A 19,196-nucleotide genomic window follows, 5' to 3' on the forward strand; every position below is an offset into this window, starting at 1 on the left:
ATGTATAACAATGAAAGACCACATAGTTCTTTGCAATATCTTTCTCCTAGAAACTTTTTATTGAAATATGGTAAGGTCAAAAATCCTAATGATTTTCCTACATTTCAAATTAATCAAAATAATAATACAATAATATTAAATAAAAACTCTACTTTTAAGTGTTCTTAACAAGGGGAAGATTACATATATATCATAAGAAGGGAGAAATTAATTTTAGGGGTACTATAGGGGTTATTAAAATATAAAGAGATAAAAAAAGAGCTATTTTAAATTAATAGCTCTTTAAAAATACTTTTCCCGTGATAGGTATTTTTAGATTTGTTTAAATCTTGGTTAGTAATTTCAATATTATATCTTTTGAAAAAGAACTTAACAAAAGTTGAATACTTAGTATCTATATTAAAGGATCTATTTTCTGTAAGGTAATAGCATAATTCACAAATTTTAGATTTTGTATTTATCCATTTGAATTTCTTACCATACTTTAGAAGAAAACCATTTGAAATTAAAGCAGATTCAAGCTTTATTAATTTATCATATTGAACCCTGGATAACAAATATATCGTTTCAACATTTTCATTATACTCAGACAAATCTTTAAATACTGAATCTAATTCATCTCCTGTATATGCTAAAACAGGATTCTTAAATACAATTTGATTTCCAATAAATTTATCCTTTTTTAGAAAAAAATCAATCATATCTTCTATTTGACTAATTGATATTTGTAATTCAAGAATAATTTCATTCTGACTATTAATAAAATCTCTTAATTTAAATTCTCCGTTAATCTCATCTTTAGTAATTATAGCATCTAAATCATTATTAAACTCTCTATAATATATTTCGATATAATCTTTGTTTAAATCTATTTGCGATTGATATTTTATCTTTTCTTTTAATGCACTTTCATAAAAGTTTAAACAAGTGTTAGAAATAAATCTAAAATCATCGACTAAAGAATAATGTTTACTTACTTTATTTTTGAATAAATCAAACTTCTCTTCAAATAAATAATGAGAATCAAAGCCATTATCTATAACATTTAGAAGGTCTTCAAATAATACAGTAACACTATTTGTAAATGAATACTCTTCATATACTTTTAATAAAGGAAAATATAAATTTATAATTTCTTGTTTAAAAGAATTCAAATTATCTAAGTATAATCTATTTAATTTTCCTCTTCTATCATTTAATCCTTTTCGAGGAACTTCATTTATTATAAGGTCAATTTTATCTAATATGTTGATTTTTATAAATACCGTCAATATATCTTTATCTTTTTTATCTATATTTTTACATTCGTCTCTTAAATAGTTTTTTACATCATTTAAAACATTATCATAATTGTTAGAATTTAACTCTTCAATTAATGTCACAATTTTCTTAAATAACTCCATTACTTCTCTATTTTATTCCAAGCTTCTGCAAACTCATCTGCGTAATCAAATGCAGTCTTTCCTATGTATTTTAAAAACATTGTTTCTGTTGCATGACCTGTTATAGCTATTAATAAGTTAGTAGATATTTTCCCATAATAATTAGATGCAAAAGAACGTCTTAATGAATGAGAAGAAATAAGCTTATATTTTGGATAAACATCTTTTGTATTTCTATTATTAACCTTTTTAACACCTTTTGTTTCTTCATTTATTTCCGCTAATTCACAAACATCATGAATTGCTTTATTAAATTTAGGTAAGGAAACTTTATAAGGAAAACCCGTTTCAAGTATTTTACTAATTTCATCATGAATGGGTATTTTGATAGCTTTAGAAGTTTTCTCTTGTATAAATTCAAAATATTTCTTTCCGTTATATTCTGTAATATTAGATTCATTCAATCTCAATAAATCTTTTCCCCTTTGTCCTAGCTGACAACCAAGTAGAATCCACTTTTTTGCATTATTCAATCGTTGATTGTCAAATTCTTTGTTTTGTATTTTCTTTAAATCTGTTTCGTTTAAGTAAATAACATACTCATTTTTGGGAGTAACTGTAGAAATTCTTGATAATGATAGTGAAATTTCAATTCCATTTATTTGAGCTTCTTTACAAGCGGCTTTAATAACATTTAAGTTACGCCTTGCATAACCTAAGGTTAAACCTTTTTCTTCTACAAACCATTTCTCGAATTCTCTTGCAAATGCTTCTGAAACATCTTTGATTTTATATTTCTTTCTTGTACTCTTTGAAAATTCCTCTAACAACCCTTTACACGTTTTGTAATCAGCTATCCTACTCTTTGATACTCCTATTCCTCCTTTATTGTTTTTTCTGTATGAAGCATTATCTATTAAATACTGAATATTGTCTACCAAATAATCAGAATGAGTATTACTTCTCACTTTTCTTTTAAAGAAAATATCTATTTTATCTTTTAACCATTCTTTGTCAATCATAATACCAGAGTTATAATCTTCATTAAAATGTTCAAGTATATCTTTTTCTAATTCTACTAACTTTAACTTATCTGATTTTGCTTGAGCATCTTTTCCACTAGGATAGTTTCGTTTTTTACTTTTGGAATCAATCCAGTATGCACGTTTAGATTTATATCCAGTGTTTGCAAATAAATCAATCTCTTTTAAATGAGACAATCTAATAGTTACATCTCCGTAATCTTTTGTACCTCTATATAAGAATTTTATAGTCGCCATATTATTGTGTTTTATATTGTGCAATATTAATACATTTGCACAACTATTGCACAGTAAAACTTAATTTTATTTAATTTTTATTAATTTTAACAAATCAACTATAAATACAACTATATGATTATCAGCATTAATAACATTAAATAAAATTAAATATAATTAATAGGTTCGAGTCTCCCCGCCCGTACAACAGCAAAGACTTTGAAAAATATTTCAAAGTCTTTTTTTATGATTTATTGTTTTCTAATGATTTATAATATTTTTCATAAATTTAGATCATTATTTGGTTATAAGTTGGTTTGGTATGTATTCGAAAAGAAATTTGAAATCTGGTGGAAGAACTATTTCCATTTTTGAATTTATAGTGGTTGTGATTATCATCATTATTTTGATTTACTTCGCAGTTTTCTAAGGAAATTATTCTTCATTTTTTTAAACATTAATTTATAATTATTTAGAAGAAAAATAGAATCAAATCAAAGAATCTGTTAAGCAAAAATTTGGAGATTAGTTTGATGATGATGCTGAAGATAATGCGAAAAATTATCAGCCACAACCTTAATTGATATAGAAAATGGTTAGAATTTAGATTCTAACCATTTTTTTATGCTTCTATATCTTTATAAAATGTTTTTCTACGTTTATGGATAACCGGATCAAAGTTTTTCCATAATTGTTGCACTTTTGTATTCTCCTCTAGCAAAGGATTGGTCTCTAAAGTTTTAATTCCTCTCGCTATAAATCGATCATAAAGCTCTTTAAAAATCAAGGCGTTAACACCTTTATTTTGATAATGAGGATGAATTCCAATCAAATAAAATTCGACATGATCGTTCTTTTTTTGCGCTTGCATCAAATGCCACCAACCAAATGGGAACAATTTTCCTTTCGTTTTCTGAAAAGCTTTTGAAAATGAAGGCATCGTAATCGCAAAAGCAATCATTTTGTTGTTTTTATCTTTTACACATGAAATAAAATCGGGATGAAGAAATTTTAGATATTTCTTTTTGTAATGCTCAACCTGAAATTTTTCTATCGGAACAAAACTTTGCAATTCTGCATACGTCACATTCAACAAATCAAACATTTCGTCTACATAAGGTAACATTTCGTTAATTGTATCAAATTTATACGTATCTATTTCGTAACGTTTTTTGAGCATTTCACACAATTTATCCATTTGCTTTACCTTGCCCAAATTCGCAATATCAATAGAATATTCTAACCACTCGGCTTTTGGTTGATAACCTAATTCTTGCAAATATATTGGATAATATTCGTAATTATATAAACCGATCAAAGTGGCAACTTTATCAAATCCTTCTGTTAATAATCCAGCTTTATCCATATTCGAAAATCCCATCGGACCTTCTATATAACTCAGTTTATTATTTTTAGCAATGTTTTCAACAGTTGTTAATAAAGCTTTTAAAATGTTGATATCATCTTTAAAAACTAACCAACCAAAACGAATTTTAGTCTTTCCAATTTCTTTTACTTCGGTCCAATTAATAATCGAAACAATTCGTCCAACTACTTCTTTTCCTTTGTAAGCTAAAAAATAGTTAGCTTCAACCGTCTCAAAAATTGCATTATTTTTATCAAAACTTGCGAGTTCATCTTTCTTTAAAGAAGGCACCCAATACGGATTATCTTTATACACTTCAAAAGGTAAATCGACAAATTTCTTCATTTCACTTGGCGTATTCACCTCTCTTACTTCGATCATATGCTATTAAATTGCGTCTTACAGATTCTAATTTAGGGAGATTTTTTTAGAGAACAATTTTCTCTTCTACAGATTTTCCGTTTTTATCTTTTCCGTAAAATAAAATATAATCAAGCTTTACGGAGATTCCAGCCGTTCCTTTCTTCTGTTTTAAGAAAACACGATTCAGTGTTATCAACTTGTTATTAACAGTTGTTTGAACAATTGGATTTTTTTGAGAATCAAGCTTAAGCGTTAATTTTTGAGTTGGATAAGAAACCAATGTCAACTGAAAAACATTCTTTTCAATTTTCTTAATATCTAAACCATATGCCAATTTCTTTTGTATAGAAGTCAAGGGCTTTTTTGAACCATCTTCAGCATAAAGAATGCGATAAATATCAACTGGATTGTTAGCATCTAAAATTCCTTTGCTCGAAAAAAGTGCATCGTAAACAAACGTATTTTTATTGTCGTTGTGTTGAATGTAAAATAATCTATTTTCTGATTTTGGAGGAACAGGATAACCTTGTTGTGCATTTACAACAAAAGAAAAAAGGATAGAACAAATAATTAATAGGTTTTTCATTGATTGATATTTTTAAAAATAGAAGATAGGAATTATTTGAATGATTATCTAAATCCAAATAAAAAGTTTCGAAACTTTAACTTGCTCAATATTATTTTGATCAAGAAAATCTTGCGGAAATTTGATTAAATCTGAAATTGGAATAATTTCATCATTCTGAATAAAATTATATTTACCATGACCAGTTTGATATTTAGAACTTTTATTAGAAACTTCGTGATTGATTTCAATCATTTCATCTTCTAAATCAATAGTAATTTCTGATTCTTTTTCTACAACGAACAAAACCTTTTTATTCCTGAAAAAATAAATTTCTCGCTTAGATTCATGTAAGAGATGATTGTAAGTATTGGCAACTGGAATGGTAAAAACAAAGAATAGTATCAAAAAAATCATTCCAATAATTATGTTAGTTAAAATGAAATCTGTCACAAACAATAATTGATAAGCTATAAATAAAAAAGTAAGACAAAGAATTGCAAAAAGAATCATATTAAAAACTGAAATATAGCTTAAAAAACCAATTTTGACGCGAATAACTTCATCATTTTCGTGTTTATATTCTTTTTGAGACTCAATGATAAATAAAATAATTGGTAAAAAGATTATCAACAAAAGTAAGATGATGAAAATCGAATTTTCTGTACTCATTTTTTATTTTTTTATTTTCTCTTTGACGAATTCTACAATAATTGGAACCAAAGAAAACACAATAATTGCCATTACGACAATTTCGAAATTGTTTTTGATAAATGGAATTGTTCCAAGGAAATATCCAGCCAATGTAATCCCGAAAACCCAAATTGTTCCACCGATGAAATTATATTTGATAAATGTGCCATAATGCATTTTAGAAATTCCTGCAACGAAAGGCGCAAGCGTTCTTACAATCGGAACAAAACGTGCAATTACAATGGTTTTAGAACCATATTTTATAAAGAAATCTTCGGTCTTTTGAATGGCAGAATCTTTAATAATTCGTTTACCGAAAATTTTGGCTGTAACTAATTTCGTTCCCAAAGTTTTTCCTATCGTATAATTGACCGTATCGCCTGCAATCGCCGCAACCCAAAGTAAACCTAATACGATATAAATATTAAGTTGATCTGGAAAAGCCGCAGCCAACATTCCTGCCGCAAATAAAAGCGAATCGCCAGGTAAAAAAGGCATGACAACCAAACCTGTTTCGATAAAGATTAAGAGAAACAAAATCAAGTAAAACCAGTTTTGATAATCATTCAAAATGGCTTCTAAATATTTATCGATATGTAGTATGTAATCTAAAATTTCCATGATTTAAAGGTATAAAAAAACTCGACCGAAGTCGAGTTAATTTTTTATAGTTATTCTTGTTCAGCTACCTTTTTTTTGCCGAACTTTTCTTTGATAATTTCCACTAAAATTGGAAGTACAGAAGCGATTGTTATTCCTAAAATTACTTTAGAAAAATTATTTTGAACCCATTCGATATTTCCTAAAAAGTATCCAATAAGTGTTAAACCAACAACCCATAACACAGCTCCAATTACGTTATATGTAATGAAAATAGAATATCCCATTCGTCCGATTCCTGCAACGAAAGGCGCTAAAGTTCTTACAATTGGTACAAAACGTGCAATTACAATAGTTTTAGAACCATATTTTTCGTAGAATTCGTGCGTTTTATTGATATGTTCTTCTTGAATGAAATTTTTACCAAAAATCTTAACCTTAGTTGCTTTGTAACCAACTTTTTTCCCGATGGTATAATTCAACGTATCACCGAGAATGGCGGCCACCAAAAGAATTGCAATCATAATCCACACATTCATATCATTTGTTTCTTGCGCAGCTAACATACCTGCTGCAAACAACAGTGAATCTCCAGGTAAAAATGGCATCACAACCACACCTGTTTCCACGAAAATGATTAAAAATAAAATTGCATAAAGCCACAAACCATACTCATTTGCAAACTCTGCTAAATGCTGGTCGATATGCATAATAAAGTCAAAAAGACTCATAAATACTTCCATAAAAGTTGATTAAATTTCTGAAGCATTAAACGCATTTTTGATATGATTTACGCTCCAAGATTGTTGTTTTTTTAAAAGTGCTAAAATATCAAATCTTACCTCAGAAATAAAATTATTTTTCTGAATAAAATCATCTGCGGCAAGAATTAACAATTTCTTCTTCTTTGTGTTAACAGAACTTTCTGGCTCCACAACATAATTTGAAGTACGACTCTTAACCTCTATAATAACAATCTCATTTTCAAATTGAGCAATAATATCAATTTCGGCTTTTCTGAAAAAATAATTTCGAGCCAATATTTTGTACCCATTTTGGATTAAATAATTAACTGCAAAATCTTCTGCTTCTTTTCCGAAATCGTAACTAATACTCATTCAAAAAAATTATTTTGTCCCGTACAAACGATCTCCAGCATCACCTAAACCTGGAACGATGTATCCATTTTCATTCAATTTTTCATCCAAAGCAGCCAAGAAAATTGGAACTTCTGGATAAACATTTTGTACCGCTTCCACTCCTTCCGGACAACCAACTAAACAAGCCAAACGAACAGATTTTGCTCCTTTTTCTTTTAAAATTTCAATTGCTTTGATTGCAGAACCTCCAGTTGCTAACATTGGATCAACCAAAATCACATCGCGAGAATCTAAATCTGTTGGAAGTTTACACAAATACTCAACAGGTTGTAATGTGTCATGATCGCGGTAAAGCCCAATATGACCAACTTTCGCTGTTGGAATTAACTGATGAATCCCTTTTACCATTCCCAATCCAGCACGTAAAATTGGAACGATAGCCATATCATTTCCTTTTAATTTGTAACCGATTGTTTTGGTAATTGGCGTTTCAACTTCTACTTCTTCAAGCTCGATGTTACGTGTAATTTCGTAACACATTAAACCTGAAATTTCGTCTACTAATTCGCCAAATTCTTTCGTTGTTGTGTTTTTATCACGCATTTGCGTAATTTTTGCTTTTACCAACGGGTGAGTAATGACTGTTAAATTATCTTGTTCCATATTTGTTTGTATAATGATGCAAAGTTACATTATTTGAGGTAACATTTAACTGAACTTTTGCACCCATTTTAAGCGCAACATTGTGACCTGTATGCCCTGCAGGAAATCCGAAAGCTACTGGAATATTTAAGTTTTTTGTAAAACTATGAATGACTTCAAAAGTTTTTGGATCGAATGGATGGTTGTAGTTTTCAGCATTTTCTTCCTCCGTATCCATGTGTGTAAAGTTTCCTAAAATAATTCCTTTTACATGAGTAAGAATTCCGTTGCGTTTAAGATTCATCAACATTCGATCAACAGCATACCAATTCTCGAACCAATCTTCTAAAAATAAAATCTTATCCGAAGGATTTGTAATCGCAGATTCGCTCCCCAAAAGTGAATACACAATCGAAAGATTTCCGCCAATTAATTCTCCTTTTGCTTCGCCTAAATTATTGTAAGTATGTGATTGAATTTCGTAATTAATTTCATGTCCAAACAATGCTTCATAGACACTTTGATAAGATGTTGGATGATATTCGGTATTTGCTAATTTCTTTGCTGTAACACCATGTATTGTTTGAAAACCTAATCGATTAAAATGATTGTGAAAAACAGTGATATCAGAATAACCAATTATCCATTTTGGAGATTTTTTGAAATTGGTTAAATCTAATTCATCAATAATTTTTACTGAACCATATCCACCACGTGCGCACCAAATTGCTTTGATTTCAGAATCATCTAGTACCCATTGAAAATCTTCGGTTCTGATTTTATCTGTTCCAGCATATTTGTAGCCAAAATCATATTCAGCATAAATATTTTTTCCTAATACAGGAATCAATTTCCACGATTTTATTAAGTCTATTGCTTCATCCAATTCGCCTTGTAACATACGTTTAGCTGGCGCAACAATTGCTATTTTATCACCTTCTTTTAGAAAATCGGGTTGAATCATTTTTCTATAAAATTTTAGTAAAGGTAAATACAAAAAAAAGACGAACTACAAGCGTTCGTCTTTTTGTTATGATAATGAAATATTTCTTAGAAATTATAAGTTACACCTGCATTCCAAGTTCTTCCATTCCCCCAGAAGTAACCGTAGTTATCTTTACGAGAAATGTATTGATCATTGAATAAGTTTTTGATGTTACCTCTAAATTTAAGTGATTGACTATTTGTAATTTTAAAGTTGTAAGACATTCCTAAATCTACTGTAGCAAATGGGCTAATACTTGCATTTTTGTAAGCATCTCCTTTAATATTTGCTTTTGCTACATCAGCTACATTTACATTTTCATATAAACGAGCGTAGTAGTTGAAGTCTGTATCAAAAGATAAAGCTTTTGTTACTTTAACTTTAGTACCCATACCAAATGTAAATTGTGCTGCATTACCAACTCTTACACCGTCTAAGTTACCTTTTCCATTTTCTGATCCAGCAACAATTTCTTGCGTATCTGTATCTTGAATTTGATACGTGAAAGCTCCTTGGTATCTCCAATCTCCTGCAGAAGCATAACCTCTAATTGTCCAATCACGCGTTACTTTAGCATCAAAATCAACCTCTAAACCTTTGTGTACTTGAGATAAATTATTTAATAAATAACGAACATTAGAGTGTACTAAACCATTAGCATCTGTAAAATCTCTATCGTTGTAAGTATCTGCTCTATTATCCCATTCAGTATAATATGCATTCACATTAACTCTTAATGTACGAGTTTTGTAACGGTAACCTGCTTCAACACTTTGAATCTCTTCATTTTTAACTGTTGGATCTACAAAAGTAACTGTATTACGTACAAACATATTATTTAAATATGGTTGACGAGAATATTTACCTCCATTAACAAAAACACTATTTTCTTTATTTAAATTGATAGAGAAACCAGCTTTTAAATTATAACCAATTTCTGTGCGCTCACCTGAATAAGCTTTACCGTTTTTGAATTTGATACCTTGTTTTTCTGCAGATTCTGCAGTATAGTTCCAGTTATCATATTTTTCATACTCTTGCCAAGATAAAGCACCTTGAAAGAATGCTGAGAATAATTCGTTTGAGTATTCGGCTTGTCCAAAGAAACCTTGGTAGTTAATTCTCTCTGAATTATCAAATCCAATTCTCTCACTATGTTTAGCTCTATTGAATAAAGAATTCCAAGGGCTTGAGCTGAAAGTTTTATTAACAACATAATCTGAAGAACGTTGTACATTAGATGCAGCACGACCAGAAGCTCCTAATAAATTATTTAATTGTTGATAGTGTTCCCCTTGGTAGAAACGTAAATCTGTACCTACATTAAATACAAAACCTTTTTTTGTATCAAAAGTTAAGTTAGAAACTCCTCCGTACCAAAAGTGATTATTTACTGAAGAAGCTAAAACAGTTCCGTTATTTCCCTTAGAAATTCCATCTTTTAATTCTTGATTCTTCGCTGCTATTACATTCCAATCAATTTCTCCATTAGATTTATAACCTCCATCAGTATATCCAGGACCATTACCTAAAGTACTTGTTCCTCCTCCTGTACCAGTAGATGCATAAATCACTGTAGACAAAGACAAGTTTTCGTTAATTGTAAAATCCCAGTTTAAGTTAGCTACTGGTTTATGATAATAGTTTGTTTTAGCAGATAAAGATTCTCCATTATAGAAACCATAGTTAGAGTTTCCTAAGCGACCCGTAATATCATAACCTGGAGTTGCAATAATACTTTTATTTACACCATTAACTTTAATATTACGATATTGAGTATCCATTGGTTTAGAATAGTTCTGACCATGTTCTTGTGGAGCACCAAAAATCATAAAGTTGAATGTATGACGTGCATTTGGTTTGAAACCTACAGAAACAAAGTAAGATTGACCTTTACCTTCTGTTCCACGTGCAAAACTTCTGTGAGCAGACCAGTTATCAAACATAAATGAAGCACCCCATTTACCTTTCATACCTGTATTATAACCAATAGTTTGTTTTTGGTATGAATCGTTACCTGTTAAGTAACGTACAAAACCTCCTTCTTTTTTCTCAGTAGCTTTTGTTACGATATTTACAGTTCCTCCAACAGAAGAAATAGCTAATTTTGAAGATCCTAAACCACGTTGAGAATCAATAACATTTGCAATATCAGAAACAGACTGCCAGTTTGACCAATATAAACTACCGTTATCCATTCCGTTGATTGGTTGCCCATTCAATAAGAAAGCAGTATTTGATTGATCAAAACCACGCATATACATTTTTGCATCACCAAAACCTGAAGCTTGGTCCGCAACATAAATAGATGGCGAATTTTTTAATAATTCTGGAAATTCTACATTTCCAACTCCTTTATCAAGGATTTCCTCTCTTGTAATAACTGTAGATGCAACTGGTGTTTTACGATTTTCTGTAACATCGATTACTCCTTTACCAATAATTAATGTTTCACTTAAAGATACATTTTCGTCTTGTTCAACCTTTGTAGAATCTGTTGGTTCAACAACTTGAGCGAAAGATAATGATGCCGTTAAGGCAAAAGCTCCTACTAATAAAAGCTTTATTGAGTTTAACCTCATCTTATGAAATAGTTTAAATGTTTACCGCTGCAAAGTTGAGGTGTATATATGTTAAAACAACTACAAACGTTATGTTAATTAAGAATAATTATTACTTAAAAAATCAATTTTAAATAATTATAATATTATTCTTAATATTTTATGAATATGAAAATATAATTAAAATAAAATTACCAAATAATAAAATTTTTAAATCCTTATCAAAAACAGACTAAACAAACAACAATACTTAAAAAAAACAATGTGTATAATAATTCATTAATAAATGAATATTTATTCTTAAAATAAAATTATTTAGATTTATTATAAATTAAATATTAAGGTTTTATTAATTTAAGACAAATAATTCAGTCACAATACTTCATAAAAAAAAGTGGACTTATTACTAAGCCCACTTTAATATGTTAAGAAATTTTAATTCTTATTAGAAGCTATAAGTAACACCTGCATTCCAAGTTCTACCTACTGCATATCCGTATCCATTTCTATCAATTCTACTTACGTATTGATCGTTGAATAAGTTACGAACATTCCCTCTAAATTTGATTTTTTGTTTACCAAATTTGAATTCATATGCAACACCTGTATTAACTTTTGCAAAAGGTGCAATTTTTTCAGCTTGATAAACCTCTCCTTTTAATGCACTTTTAACTACATCTACTGGATTAACTTGTCCATAAGTACGAGCATTGTACATAAAGTCTACATCCCAATATAAGTTTCTTGTAAAGTTAACTTTAGTTCCCAAACCGAAAGTAAATTGAGCAGCTTCTCCGATATAAGTTCCTGTCAAATCAACATTTCCTTTTTCGAAAATTGTATCGTCATCAGTATACATCGATTCAAATGGAGTTTTTCCATCATACTTCCAATCACCGTAAGATGCGAATCCATATAAGCTAAACATTTGAGAAACTTTAGCGTCAAAATCAACTTCAACACCTTTGTGTAATTGTGTGATATCTGTATAAGATGTATAAATAGGACGAGTTGTGTTATCTGGTTGAGTTACAGAACCTGAAATTCCTAAGAAACGATTACCCCATTTTGTAGAGTAAGCATTAATATTAACTCTTAAACCTCTTGTTTCGTATTTGTAACCAACTTCGAAACCTGTAATTTCTTCGTTATCTACATTTGGCTCACGTAAATCAACTTTGTTGTATTCGAATACATTATCTAAGAACGGTTGACGAGAATAACGTCCTGCGTTAGCAAAAACTGTATTCTCCTCGTTAATATTAACAGATAAACCTCCTTTTACATTCCATCCTGTTTTGTTTACTTTTTTAGAAGCTGTTTCTACACCTCCGTAGTTCCAAGTATCAAATTTTTGGTAGAATTGATTAGAGATTGCTCCTTGTCCAAATACTGTGAAAATATCATTAGAGTATTCAACTTGCCCAAACGCTCCTTGATAGTTAATATCTTCAGAATAATCTCTTGCTGTTCTTTGATCTTTTTTAGCCGATTTGAATAATGCAGACCAAGGATTTGTTCCAAAAGTTTCTGTTACAACAACTGTTTGATTGTTTGATTTATTTACTTCAGACCAACCTTTTAATCCAAACAAATTATTCATTTGTTGGAAGTGATTACCATGATAGAAACGGATATCAGCACCTATGTTAAAGTTCCATCCTGTTTTAGTATCAAAGTTTAAGTTTGTTACACCTCCATACCAGAAGTGATTATTAACAGATGTACGGATAGCACCATTCGATACTGTTTTTCCGTTTGCATCTTTACCTCCATTATTTCCAATACCGTCTGGATCTAATAAGTTATTGCTTTGAATTAAATCAAAATCAACTAATCCATTTTTCAATGTACTTGTTGCTTTACCAACTCCAGAAGTACCTCCTCCAGTACCTGTAGAAGCATAAAGCACTGTAGACAAATTCATGTTTTCATTAATTGTCCAGTCCCAGTTTAAGTTTGCTACTGGCTTGTGGTAAAAGTTAGTTCTTAAATTTTCTCCTTTACCGTTGAAGTATCCGTAAGTTGTATTGTATTTATTTCCGTATCCATACTTTTCTGCATCAGCCCATTGCTTAGTGTTTTTTGTAGAATAGTTTTGTCCGTGCTCTTGTGGCGCACCAAAAATCATAAAGTTAATGTTATGACGATCGTTTGGTTTATACCCTACAGAAACAAAGTATGCTTGTGAATTTGCATTTGTTCCTTGAGCCCAAGATCTGTGCATAGTTGTTTGGTTAAACAAGAAAGAAGCTCCCCATTTACCTTTCATACCTGTATTGTAAGAAATAGTAGCACTCATGTAACTATCGTTACCTGTGTTTAATCTTACAAAACCTCCTTGCTTTTTATCTGTAGCTTTTGTTACCATATTTACAGTACCACCAACAGAAGAAATAGCTAATTTAGAAGATCCTAAACCACGTTGAATCTGAACTGCATTTGCAACTTCAGTCATTGCAGACCAGTTAGACCAATACAAGTTACCATCTTCCATACCATTAATTGGTTGTCCGTTCAATAAGTAAGCTGTATTTTGACTACTAAATCCACGTAAAAACATTTGAGAATCTCCAAAACCTCCCGCTTGTCCAGAAACATATACAGATGGAGTTGTAGCGAAGATTTCTGGGAAATCTACATTTCCTACCGCTTTATCTTCGATAGCTGCCTTACTAATTGTAGATACAGCAACTGGTGTTTTACGATCCTCTACGATATCGATAACCCCTTTACCAATGATTAATGTTTCTCCTAAAGATACGTTTTCGTCCTGTTCAACCTTTGTAGAATCTGTTGGTTCAACAACTTGGGCGAAAGATAATGATGCCATTAAGGCAAAAGCTCCTACTAGTAAAAGCTTAGTTGAGTTTAACCTCATCTTTTGAAATAGTTTAAAAGTTTACTTCCGCAAATTTCTATACTTTAAATGAGATTATTGTTAAATTATGGTAAAATTTTACAAAATCAATTAACATCTTAAATATTAATTATTATATTTTATTCAAAATAGTCAATATATTATCAATATTGTAAATTAGATCTAGTATTCATGTAAAGTTTTAAAGATTATTTAACATTTTATCAAAAATTAACATAATGTAAATGTTAATTTTTAACATTATTTTTCTTTATTCACTGATTTTTTTTCAGAAAAAAGAGAAAAAATCAATCAAAAATCCATTATTTAGAATCAGTATTAATAAAATACTATCCAATAACATTTTTATTTATAGAATAATACTAATATAATTTTAATAATCTATACTAATACACAATACTAGTAACGTTAAAACGACATGATTAGTATGATACAACTAAGATAATATTTAAAATGTTAAAAAAACTAAGCTTTCACAGCCTTTAAACTCAAGTCAAAGTTGGGGGCTGAATGAATAATCGCGCCAGAAGAAATAAAATCAACACCAGTTTCGGCAATTGCGCGAACAGATTCTTTTGTAATTCCACCCGAAGCTTCTGTTTTTACTCGTCCATTTATATATTGAACCGCTTCTTTCATCGTTTCGAGATCAAAATTATCCAACATAATAAAATCTACATTTGCCTCCAAAGCTTCTTTTACCTCATCCATATTACGCGTTTCCACTTCTATTTTTAAATGTAAATGATGTTTTGCTAAATAATCTTTGGTTTGCGCAACTGCTTTTGTAATATTTCCACAAAAATCAACATGATTATCTTTTAACATCACCATATCGTATAATCCAAAACGATGATTTTCTGCGCCCCCAATTTTAACAGCCCATTTTTCTAACATACGAAAATTAGGTGTTGTTTTGCGTGTATCCAAAATTTTGGCATTTGTTCCGCTTACCAATTCCATCATTTGGTGTGCATAAGTCGCAATACCAGACATTCGTTGCATACAATTCAACGCTAATCGCTCGCAAGTTAAAATTGATTGTGAAGACCCTTTCACTTTGAAAGCAATATCACCAAATTGTACTTTATCGCCATCATTTATATATTGTTCTATTTTTAAAGATGGATCAAACGTATCGAAAATAATTTTTGCTAATTCAATTCCAGCAATTATTCCGTTATCTTTCACTTTCAATTCCGCTTCTTGAATTGCATCATACGGAACCGACGCTAACGTTGAATGATCGCCATCGCCAACGTCTTCTAAAAAAGCTTGACGAATAAAAAGTTGTAATTTTTCTTGTGTGATATATGGAGGAAAATTCATTATCTATATGTTAAGGATGCAAATTTTGATTCATTAAATTCTTTCTTGGTTTTGTATTCGTAATACTCGGCCCAAGTACCATTTTCTTCACGCACAACAGTAATCAACACTTGTACTGAAGGATCATTTTCGAAGAAATTTTTGATTTGAAGTTTATATTCTTTGTCATCAATTTTACCCTTTGTGATATCAATTGCTCCAGATTTGAAAGCCGCATCAAAAGCAGTTGCATAAGGATCTATAGAAGCCATTTCGAAAAGATTAGAAAACTTTCCTAAATAATATTCTCGACTTCCATTATTACCAAAAGTTGTTAAATTAAATTCTTTATCAATTCTTACTTCAATCGTTTCTTCATCAGTTTTTAAAGTAAACAATACACGATTTTCTGAAGGAAAAATTTCAAAATCATTATTTTTTTCTGCCGATTCGTAACGTAAAGGCATTGTATATTTCATCGCAACCGCTTTTCCATCAACTCCTTTTGCAGGCGTTATTTTCAGATTAACTCGTTCCATTTTATTGTTCAACAAAACTAAACTCGACAATGCTACACTATTAAAAATTGGATTTGAACCATCAGTCGAGACATCATCAAAATTACCATCTTCATTGATTTTAAAACCTAATTTAGATTGAGCAGTTTCAATATGAAGATAATCAGCAATATTAGAAAAGAATGAAATTTGAGTTTGAATATCTTGATTCAAATTTTTTTTCATACAAGCCTGTAGTTCGCTATTCTCTTTGAGATTTTCGCAACCAAAATACACAACAGCCTTCTTAGCTTCTTTACCAAAAGTCAAACTTACGTTTTGTTTTTCTTTCGAATTTTGAGCAAAAGAAAAACTCATTGCAAAACATGCAACGAACAGATATAACTTCTTCATTAATTAAAATCTTTGTTGTAAAAAGTTCCTCGATTTTCTTTTTGATTGATACTTTGCTCAATAATTAAATGTGCGACATCAACCAAATTTCGAAGTTCTAAAATTTTAGGTGAAACAATCGTAAAATAATAAATTTCGTTGACCATTTTCTCAATTTCATTGATACGATTCTGTGCAATTTGCAAACGATTATCACTTCGTACAATTCCGACCAATTCGCTCATCATCGCTTGTAATTGTTTGCGTAAATAAGAAATCAATACTAATTCTTCTTGCACTTTCATCCCTTCTTCGTTCCATTCCGGAAACTCAAAATTATAAATCGAAAATTGATTATCATTTAATAAATCGACCGTTTTTAACGCTGCACGATGACCAAAAACCATCGCTTCTAACAACGAATTCGAAGCTAAACGATTTGCACCATGTAAACCTGTATTGGAACATTCGCCAACCGCAAACAAATTCTCGATAGATGTTTTTCCTTCTAAATCGACATCAATTCCACCGCACAAATAATGCGAAGCCGGAACAACTGGAACCAATTCGGTGAACATATCGTAACCTTCGGATTTACATTTTTCGTAAATATTTGGGAAATGCTCCAAGAATTTTTCTTTGTCTAAATGTCGACAATCAATATAAACATAATCATCTCCACGCAATTTCATTTCGTTGTCAATCGCACGCGCCACAATATCACGCGAAGCCAATTCCTCACGTTCATCATATTTATGCATAAACAATTCACCATCTTTCGTACGTAATTTCGCACCAAAACCACGAACAGCTTCCGAAATCAGAAATAACTGTCCATCAAATTCGCTGTAAAAAGCAGTTGGATGAAACTGAATAAATTGCATTCCTGAAACGGTTGCTTTCGCACGTCGAGCCAACCCAATTCCGTCACCAGTTGCAATAATTGGATTCGTTGTATTTTTATAAACATGACCAACTCCACCCGTTGCTAATAAGGTTACTTTGGCTAAATGTTGCTCAACTTTATCAGTATTCAAATCTAAAATATATGCACCAAAACATGTCGTTTTCTGAGCTATATCACGATTCAAATGATGTTCTGTAATCAAATCTACCACAAAATGATGTGTAAAAACCTGAATATTTGGATATTCTTTGATCGCTTCTAACATTGCGCGCTCAATTTCCCAACCTGTCACATCTTTGTGATGAACAATTCGGTTTTCTGTGTGTCCACCTTCACGGCCAAGGTCATAAATTCCTTCGTTATTTTTATCGAAACGAACACCCCAATTTATAATTTCATTGATGCGTTCTGGCGCTTCCTTTACGACAACCTCAACCGCTTCCAACTTACACAAACCATCTCCAGCACGAAGCGTATCTTCGATATGTTTCTCGAAACTATCTTTCTCGAAATCGCTCACAACAGCGACTCCACCTTGTGCATATTTGGTATTGGTTTCGTCTTTATTTGCTTTGGTTACAATGGTAATTTTTGCATCAGGATTTCGAATCGCAATTTTCAGCGCATAAGAAAGTCCAGCAATTCCAGAACCAATGACTAAAACATCTTGAATAGCCATTATTTGATTTTTTCTGATAAATCTAACATTCTATTAATTGCAGCTAAAGCTTTCACTCGTAACTCTTCTTCGATTTGTATTTCTGGCAATTCATATTTCATGCACAGATATAATTTTTCTAATGTTGATAATTTCATGTAAAAACATTCAGAACAATTACACGATTCATCTTGAACTAATGCAGGAATTAATGTTTTATTCGGCGCAAGTTTTTGCATTTCGTGTAAAATTCCTTCTTCCGTTGCCACAATAAATTCTTGTGCATCATTTTCTACCACATAATCTAACAAACGAGAAGTTGAACCAATAAAATGTGCGAATTTCAATAAATCTTCTTGCGCTTCTGGATGCGCAATTAATTTTGCATTTGGATGATCTGCCATTTGTTGTGCAATTCTTTCCAAAGAAAAAGCTTCATGAACAATACAAGCACCGTCCCACAAAATCATTTTGCGATTACAAACTTGATTTAAGTATCGACCTAAATTACGATCTGGAGCAAAAATAATTTCTTGCTCTTCTGGCAACGAATTAATAATCGCTTCCGCATTAGAAGAAGTAACAATAATATCTGATTCCGCTTTAACACCCGCATCACAATTGATATAACTCACTACAATCGCATTTGGATGTTGCTCACGCAAACCACGTAAACCTTCTGCCGAACAAGAATCTGCTAAAGAACAACCCGCTTTTGTATCGGGTAAAACAACTTTTTTAGAAGGGTTCAAAATCTTTGCAGCTTCTGCCATAAAATGAACACCACAAAAAACAATCATATCAGCTTCAGTTTTTGCAGCAGCACGTGCCAATTGTAACGAATCACCTAAATAATCTGCTAAATCCTGAATTTCTCCTGACTGATAATAATGCGCCAAAATCACCGCATTTTTCTCTTTGCGTAATTTATTGATTTCCGCAATCAAATCAGTTCCTTTTGGAATTTCAACATCCAAATAACCTTTATAATCTAACTTTTCTATCGCTTGTTCTAATGTATTCATTTGTGAGTGAT

At 30.8% G+C, this 19,196-nt stretch carries 16 protein-coding genes; all 16 read right to left on the reverse strand.

The genetic code is table 11. From position 1 onward, the window contains the following. Window positions 1-266: 266 nt before the first annotated feature. Window positions 267-1,403 carry a hypothetical protein gene (locus HXZ69_RS08745; protein WP_286495688.1) on the reverse strand — a complete coding sequence of 379 codons (1,137 nt, stop codon included), beginning with the start codon at window positions 1,401-1,403 and terminating at the stop codon, window positions 267-269. Next, window positions 1,403-2,662 (reverse strand): phage integrase SAM-like domain-containing protein, encoded by a 1,260-nt coding sequence (locus HXZ69_RS08750; protein ID WP_286495689.1) that lies wholly within the window; start codon window positions 2,660-2,662, stop codon window positions 1,403-1,405. The genes HXZ69_RS08745 and HXZ69_RS08750 overlap by 1 nt, the downstream gene beginning before the upstream one ends. 601 nt (window positions 2,663-3,263) lie before the next feature. After that, a complete protein-coding gene (locus HXZ69_RS08755; RefSeq protein WP_286495690.1) occupies window positions 3,264-4,388 on the reverse strand; it encodes a GNAT family N-acetyltransferase in 1,125 nt (374 codons plus the stop codon). A gap of 46 nt (window positions 4,389-4,434) precedes the next feature. Further along, entirely contained in the window at window positions 4,435-4,956 is a 522-nt protein-coding gene (locus HXZ69_RS08760) for a DUF4833 domain-containing protein (protein ID WP_286495691.1), read from the reverse strand. 48 nt (window positions 4,957-5,004) lie between these two features. After that, complete coding sequence (locus tag HXZ69_RS08765; protein WP_114998695.1) at window positions 5,005-5,607, reverse strand: hypothetical protein; 603 nt, start codon at window positions 5,605-5,607, stop codon at window positions 5,005-5,007. A gap of 3 nt (window positions 5,608-5,610) precedes the next feature. Then, window positions 5,611-6,249: a VTT domain-containing protein gene (locus tag HXZ69_RS08770; RefSeq protein ID WP_286495692.1), complete on the reverse strand. Its 639-nt coding sequence runs from the start codon at window positions 6,247-6,249 to the stop codon at window positions 5,611-5,613. Window positions 6,250-6,299: 50 nt separating this feature from the next. Continuing rightward, on the reverse strand, window positions 6,300-6,971 hold the full coding sequence (locus HXZ69_RS08775; protein ID WP_180905395.1) for a DedA family protein: 672 nt from the start codon (window positions 6,969-6,971) through the stop codon (window positions 6,300-6,302). Between the two features lie 9 nt (window positions 6,972-6,980). Beyond that, window positions 6,981-7,346 (reverse strand): YraN family protein, encoded by a 366-nt coding sequence (locus HXZ69_RS08780; RefSeq protein ID WP_286495693.1) that lies wholly within the window; start codon window positions 7,344-7,346, stop codon window positions 6,981-6,983. Window positions 7,347-7,355: 9 nt separating this feature from the next. Next, a complete protein-coding gene (gene upp / locus HXZ69_RS08785; RefSeq protein WP_286495694.1) occupies window positions 7,356-7,991 on the reverse strand; it encodes a uracil phosphoribosyltransferase in 636 nt (211 codons plus the stop codon). Beyond that, complete coding sequence (locus tag HXZ69_RS08790; RefSeq protein WP_286495695.1) at window positions 7,978-8,934, reverse strand: S66 peptidase family protein; 957 nt, start codon at window positions 8,932-8,934, stop codon at window positions 7,978-7,980. The genes upp and HXZ69_RS08790 overlap by 14 nt, the downstream gene beginning before the upstream one ends. Before the next feature lie 86 nt (window positions 8,935-9,020). Then, entirely contained in the window at window positions 9,021-11,537 is a 2,517-nt protein-coding gene (locus HXZ69_RS08795) for a TonB-dependent receptor (protein ID WP_286495697.1), read from the reverse strand. Between the two features lie 424 nt (window positions 11,538-11,961). Continuing rightward, window positions 11,962-14,349, reverse strand: a complete 2,388-nt coding sequence (locus HXZ69_RS08800) for a TonB-dependent receptor (RefSeq protein WP_286495698.1) — start codon at window positions 14,347-14,349, stop codon at window positions 11,962-11,964. A gap of 513 nt (window positions 14,350-14,862) precedes the next feature. After that, window positions 14,863-15,726 (reverse strand): carboxylating nicotinate-nucleotide diphosphorylase, encoded by an 864-nt coding sequence (nadC, locus tag HXZ69_RS08805; RefSeq protein ID WP_286495699.1) that lies wholly within the window; start codon window positions 15,724-15,726, stop codon window positions 14,863-14,865. Then, complete coding sequence (locus HXZ69_RS08810; RefSeq protein WP_286495700.1) at window positions 15,726-16,616, reverse strand: hypothetical protein; 891 nt, start codon at window positions 16,614-16,616, stop codon at window positions 15,726-15,728. The genes nadC and HXZ69_RS08810 overlap by 1 nt, the downstream gene beginning before the upstream one ends. After that, the gene (gene nadB, locus HXZ69_RS08815; RefSeq protein WP_286495702.1) at window positions 16,616-18,181 is read right to left on the reverse strand and encodes an L-aspartate oxidase; all 1,566 of its coding nucleotides are present in this window, start codon (window positions 18,179-18,181) and stop codon (window positions 16,616-16,618) included. Before nadB ends, HXZ69_RS08810 begins: the two co-directional genes overlap by 1 nt. Then, the gene (gene nadA / locus HXZ69_RS08820) at window positions 18,181-19,185 is read right to left on the reverse strand and encodes a quinolinate synthase NadA (RefSeq protein WP_286495703.1); all 1,005 of its coding nucleotides are present in this window, start codon (window positions 19,183-19,185) and stop codon (window positions 18,181-18,183) included. The genes nadB and nadA overlap by 1 nt, the downstream gene beginning before the upstream one ends. Between the last annotated feature and the right edge of the window lie 11 nt (window positions 19,186-19,196).

Origin of the sequence: Empedobacter sp. R132-2 (assembly GCF_030324375.1) — a bacterium.
GTDB classification, from domain to species: domain Bacteria; phylum Bacteroidota; class Bacteroidia; order Flavobacteriales; family Weeksellaceae; genus Empedobacter; species Empedobacter falsenii_B.